Source organism: Aphanothece microscopica RSMan92 (assembly GCF_046613545.2).
Classification (GTDB): Bacteria; Cyanobacteriota; Cyanobacteriia; order PCC-6307; family Cyanobiaceae; genus NIES-981.
This window is the reverse complement of sequence record NZ_JBKKKY020000113.1, coordinates 1-4,046: the sequence shown is the minus strand read 5'-3', so window position 1 is coordinate 4,046 and position 4,046 is coordinate 1. Positions and strand designations below refer to the sequence as shown.

The window sequence follows — 4,046 nt, the reverse complement described above, 5'->3', positions numbered from 1 at the left end:
TGCGGAAGCCCCCATTGCGGAAACCACCGTTGTAGAAGCCACCGTTGCGGAAACCGCCGTTGTAGAAGCCGCCATTGCGGAAGCCGCCGTTTCCCCAGCCGATGGCCGGGCCGTTGACCCAGGCGAGGGCCAGCAGGCTGCCATCCAGCTCAGCGTTCTCGAGCTCGGCGTTCTCGGGCTCGGCGTTCTCGGGGGGTTCTCCGGCGTCAGCACGCCGACCATCCGGGTGACCAACCCGATCCTCGCCTTCGTTCTGCTCCTGCACCGCCAGAGCAATCCGGCGCAGCCGCTCTTCCACCCCCCGGGGCTGCGCGGTTGCGGGCCCATCTCCGACTCCACCAGCCTGCTGGGCTGCCGCCGTCGCCAGGGCCGCCGCGCAGTCCAGGGGCAGGGAGGCCAGCAGCAGCAGGCCCAGCAGTCGTGAACGGATCAGGAAGGCCATCAGAAGGGGACGAACGGGAGAAGAACAGAACGAAGAACAAAGGCCGTCAGGGATTCGATGGGATAGCGCTGTCCGCGCTGGCCGCAGGCAAGGGCCGGATCGCTTCGACTCCCAGCATCGAGGCCTCGAACCAGCTCTGGATCTGCTCCCGGGAGAGGTTGAGGCGGCTCCCGGGACCGATCCAGCGATCCACGGCGGCCACCGCCTCGGGCTGGCCGTCCAGATAGCCCTGGAGCAGGCGGGCAATGGTGAGATTCACCAGATCCCGGAAGGCCGAGTCGTTCTGCGGCACGAGGCAGGCGACGCCGTAGGTGTCGAACGGGCGCTCCGGGGTGAAGGCCATCCCTGCCAGGCGCCGGTCACGCACCTGCGCCTCCAGCAGGACCGAGTCGCCAATCACCCCATCGACCTGGCCGTCGCTGAGCGCATCCACGGCCTCGCTGAGGTTCGCGAAGGGCCTCACCGCGGCGGCGGGCTGGAAACCTCGGGTGAAGGTGTCGCCGAGGGAGGCCTTCTGAACGCCGATCGAGCGGCCAGCGAGGCCGGCCGCCGACCCGTCAAACCGCCCCTCCGGTGCCAGCAACTTCAGACCGGAGACCGCGATCGGCAGGGAGAAATCAACGAACAGGTCCCGTTCCCAGGAAAAGGACACACCGCAGACCAGATCCGCCTTGCCGCTGGCCAGATTCGCAAAGACCGTGACGGGGTTGCTCTCTGGCGCCAGCTTCAGGCGCACAGGGCGTCCAATGGCAGTGGCCACGGCTGCCGCGATCCTCTGTGCGAACTCCATCGCATAACCCTGAGGCTGCCCTGCGGCGTCCAGGCTCAGGATCGACGGCATGTCCGCCGGACCTGTCACCACCAGTTCTCCCGTGCGAGCGGCCCGCTCGATCACGCCATCAGCGCGGGCAGGAGAGGACGCACCCACCAGGGCCAGCACGGTCAGGGAGGCTGACAGAACGCGATGGACCATGGCGCAAGCGTCAGAACCCCTTCAACCATGGCCCGTGGCTCTCGCCCCGCATCACTCAGGCGAGGAAGGGGATACAGATCGACAACATGACTTCTCGACAACTTGACTTCTCGACAACTTGACTTGTCAGGAACTTGAACGTGCTCTGGCCCCCGGAGACGAGGGTCCGAAGCGTTCAGATCCAGGCTGGGTCGAACCGCATGCTGAGATCGAGCCAGGGACTGCGGGTGACCGGCGCACTGGTGGAGATCAGGTCGATGCCGGTGGCGGCGTAGGCACGCAGCTGCTCCGGCTGCACACCGGAGGCTTCCAGCACCACGGCCTGGCCGCGCTGCTGCGCCAGCCGACGCAGGGCCGGCACGACCGGCACCAGGGCCTCCGGCGCGAAGCCATCCAGCAGCACCGCATCGGCCCCGGCCTGCACGGCCGCCTCCGCCTCGGCGGCGGTTTCAGCCTCCACGATCACCCGGGCCGGCCAGGGCGCCTGGGCGCGCACCGCCGCCACCGCCGCCGCCACCCCGCCCGCCCAGGCCAGATGGTTCTCCTTGAGCATCGCCGCATCGTCGAGCCCCATCCGGTGGTTCAGCCCACCGCCGCAGCGCACCGCGTACTTCTCCAGGCCGCGCAGCCCAGGGGTGGTCTTGCGGGTATCGGCCAGTCTCACGCCCGTGCCCTCCAGCTCCGCCACCAGGCCGGCTGTGGCCGTGGCGATGCCACTCAGACGCATCGCGAGGTTGAGGGCCGTGCGCTCCCCCGCCACCAGCGCCGGCGCCGGGCCCTCCAGCTCCAGCAGGCGCTGGCCAGGGTCCACCGCCTCCCCGTCGGCCACCAGCAGGCGCACCTGCACAGCCGGATCCAGCAGGCGGAACAGGGGCTCCACCAGCACGCCGCCGCAGAACACACCGGCCTGGCGGGTGAGCCAATGGGCCCGGCCGCCCGCACCGGCCAGCGCCGGCAGGGTGAGGTCGCCACGGCCCAGATCCTCCACCAGCCAGGCACGCAGCATCGGCTCCAGCTGCAGGGGGAACAGCGACGGCATGGCAAGGCGGGGCCTGGATCAGAGCACGATCGCAGCAGGACGCCGCCCGCGTCCCACAGCCACCCTCACTTACCGATGCAGAAGCGGGCGAACACCCGATCCAGCACCGCCTCGCTCACCTCTTCGCCGGTGATCTCCCCGAGACAGCGCACCGCGGCGCGCAGATCGATGGTCCAGAAATCCCAGGGGAGCTGCTGGGCCGCCGCCTCGAGGCTGCCGGCCAGGGCTTCGGACGCCCGGGCGGCGAGATCGCGCTGGCGGGCATTGAGGGCCACCTGCACCCCCTGCACGTCGGCGGCGCCACAGCGCTGCAGCAGCGCCTGCACCAGGGCGTCGCTGCCGGAGCCGGTGAGGGCGCTGATCGCCACATCCGCCAAAGCAACGGCAGGTGCCTCCACCAGATCCGCCTTGTTGCCCACCAGCAGCAGCGGCACCCCCTCGGGCACCAGGGCGCGCAGCTCCGCGTCGGCCGGCGTCCAGCCCGCCGCCAGATCGAACACCAGCACCACCGCGTCCGCGGTGGCCAGGGCCTCGCGGCTGCGGGCGATGCCGAGCCGCTCCACGGCGTCGTCGGTGGGACGGATGCCGGCGGTGTCGAGCAGGGTGAGCGGCACGCCGTCGAGCACCAGCTCGCTCTCCAGCAGGTCGCGGGTGGTGCCGGGCAGGTCGGTCACGATCGCCCGCTCACGGCGGCTGAGCCGGTTGAGCAGGCTGCTCTTGCCCACGTTGGGGCGACCCACGATCGCCACCCGCAGCCCCTCGCGCAGCAGGGCACCCTGGCGTGCCTCGGCCACCAGCTGCTCCAGCTCCCGGCGCACCGCCGTGAGGGCCGCCACCAGCGCCGCGCTGTCCAGGGGGGGCAGATCCTCCTCGAAATCCACCCTGGCCTCCAGCTCGGCCAGCTGATCCAGCAGCCGCTCGCGCAGGGCACCGATGCGGCGCTGCAGGCCGCCATCCAGGCCCGCCATGGCCAGCTGGGCAGCGCGACGGCTGCGGGCCGTCACCAGCTCACTGATGGCCTCGGCCCGGGTGAGATCGAGCCGGCCATGCAGAAAGGCCCGCTGGCTGAATTCCCCCGGCAGGGCCCGCCGGGCCCCGGCCGCCAGCACCAGCTCGAGCACCCGCTGCACCGCCACCAGCCCCCCGTGGCCATGGAATTCCACCACGGTTTCGCGCGTGAAGCTGCGGGGCGCCCGCATCAGCAGCAGCAGGGCCTCATCCACCGGCTCCCCGGTGGCCGGGTCCACCACGTGGCCATACAGCACCCGATGGCTGTCCCACACCTGCTGGCCTGGGGCCCGGAACAGCCGGGCGCCGATGGCCTCGGCCTGGGGCCCGGAAATTCTTACGATCGCCACACTTCCCTGACCCGGCGCGATGGCCGTGGCCACGGCGGCGATCGTGTCAGACGCGGTGGCCAGGGAGGACTCCCCCGCTTCGCCGTTGTCCAGCTCCAACTCGCCTCTCACCCCACCCCATGGCGCTGCGTCCGTTCCAGTTTCGACCGCATGTCCCCGTGGTGCGGTCCATCCGGCGGGCCATCCAGTGGCTCTGGCACCAGGAGGGCAACCCCGGCCAGCGGGCCCGGGGCC

General features: G+C 71.0%; 4 protein-coding genes. All 4 read right to left on the bottom strand.

Translation table 11 applies throughout. The annotated features are described in order from the left end of the window. Positions 1–442: GrrA/OscA1 family cyclophane-containing rSAM-modified RiPP (gene grrA, locus ACLD7X_RS15980; protein ID WP_411424671.1), on the bottom strand; the 442-nt coding region annotated here is incomplete at its 3' end. A 46-nt stretch (positions 443–488) separates the two neighbouring features. Continuing rightward, positions 489–1,415: an extracellular substrate binding-like orphan protein GrrP gene (grrP, locus tag ACLD7X_RS15975; RefSeq protein WP_411424670.1), complete on the bottom strand. Its 927-nt coding sequence runs from the start codon at positions 1,413–1,415 to the stop codon at positions 489–491. Between the two features lie 175 nt (positions 1,416–1,590). Beyond that, entirely contained in the window at positions 1,591–2,454 is an 864-nt protein-coding gene (gene nadC, locus ACLD7X_RS15970) for a carboxylating nicotinate-nucleotide diphosphorylase (RefSeq protein WP_411424669.1), read from the bottom strand. A 65-nt stretch (positions 2,455–2,519) separates the two neighbouring features. Further along, on the bottom strand, positions 2,520–3,875 hold the full coding sequence (mnmE, locus tag ACLD7X_RS15965) for a tRNA uridine-5-carboxymethylaminomethyl(34) synthesis GTPase MnmE (protein WP_411424672.1): 1,356 nt from the start codon (positions 3,873–3,875) through the stop codon (positions 2,520–2,522). Between the last annotated feature and the right edge of the window lie 171 nt (positions 3,876–4,046).